The sequence below is a fragment of the Methylosinus sp. R-45379 genome (assembly GCF_001644125.1).
GTDB lineage: Bacteria > Pseudomonadota > Alphaproteobacteria > Rhizobiales > Beijerinckiaceae > Methylosinus.
In genome coordinates this window covers 1-1,479 of the sequence record NZ_LUUM01000041.1, presented here as the reverse complement: position 1 = coordinate 1,479, position 1,479 = coordinate 1, and the positions used below count along the sequence as shown (strand labels likewise).

1 protein-coding gene is annotated in these 1,479 nt (G+C 66.6%); it reads right to left on the bottom strand.

From position 1 onward, the window contains the following. Positions 1-1,479, bottom strand: a 1,479-nt coding sequence (locus tag A1351_RS02500; RefSeq protein ID WP_157096054.1) for an amino acid adenylation domain-containing protein, incomplete at both ends; no start/stop codon positions are given.

The window sequence follows — 1,479 nt, the reverse complement described above, 5'->3', positions numbered from 1 at the left end:
GCCGCCGAGCTCGAAGAAACTATCGTCGACGCCGACGCGCTCGACGCCGAGCACATCGGCGAAGATGCGGCACAGCGTCTCTTCCGTCGGCGTGCGCGGCGCGACATAGTTCCGGCGCGATTGCGCGTCGGGATCGGGGTCCGGCAGCGCCTTGCGATCGAGCTTGCCGCTCGCCGTCAGCGGCAGCGCCTCGAGACGAACGAAAAGCTGCGGAACCATATAATCCGGCAGCTCCCGCCGCAGCGCTATCTTCAGCGCGCCAAAGTCCAGCTCACCCTCGCTCGTCACATAGGCGGCGAGCCGCTTGTCGCCCGAGCCGTCCGCCCATGCGAGCGCAACCGCCTCGCGCACATCGGGAAGACGTTGCAACACCGCCTCGATCTCGCCCAGCTCGATGCGAAAACCCCGGATTTTCACCTGATGATCGAGCCGCCCGAGGAACTCTATGTTCCCATCCCGCCGCCAGCGCGCGAGATCGCCGGTGCGATACATGCGCTCCCCCGCGACAAAAGGGTTCGCGACAAAGCGCTCGGCCGTCAGATCGGCGCGGCCGAGATAGCCGCGCGCGAGGCCGACGCCGCCGATGCATAATTCTCCGGCGACGCCGACCGGAATCGGCTCGAAACCCGCATCGAGAATATAGAGCTGAATGTTCGAGATCGGCCGGCCGATCGGCACTCGCTCGCTATCGTCGTCCGGCGCGCATCGATAGGCGCTGACGTCGATCGATGCTTCGGTCGGGCCATAGAGATTGTGAAGCTCCGCCGCAGTGGCGGCATGAAAGCGCCGCGCCGCCGCCGCGGGAAGCTCCTCGCCGCTGCATATCACCAGCCGCAGCGAGCGCAGCGTCGCCATGTCGACGACGCTCGAGAACGCCCGCAGCATAGACGGCACGAAATGCAGCGTCGTGACGCTATGGCGTTGGATGAGCTCCGCCAGCCGCGCAGGCTCGCGATGATCGTCCGGCGCAGCGAGCGCGAGGCGCGCGCCGGCCTGCAGCGGCCAGAAAAACTCCCATGCCGAGACGTCGAAGCCGAACGGCGTCTTCTGCAGGACCGTATCATCGGCGGTCAGGCCGTAGCGTTTCTGCATCCAATCGATGCGATTGACCACGCCGCCATGCGGCGCGGCGACGCCCTTCGGCTTTCCTGTGGACCCCGATGTGTAGATGACATAGGCGACATTCTGCGGCGTGGCGCGGCGGCTGAGCGCTTCGGCGTTCTCGTGCGCGAACTGCTCCCGGTCCGCGTCCAGTCGCAGAAGCGGCGTCCCCACAGGAAGACGCTCCGCCAGACGCTGCTGCGTCAGCACGAGACGCGGCGAGGCGTCGGCGATCATGTAGGCGAGACGCTCGGACGGATAGTCTGGATCGAGCGGCAGATAGGCTCCGCCCGCTTTCAAAACGCCGAGCAGTCCGACCACCATCTCCAGCGAACGCTCGACACACAGGCCGACGATCGCTTCCGGCCCGACGCCGAG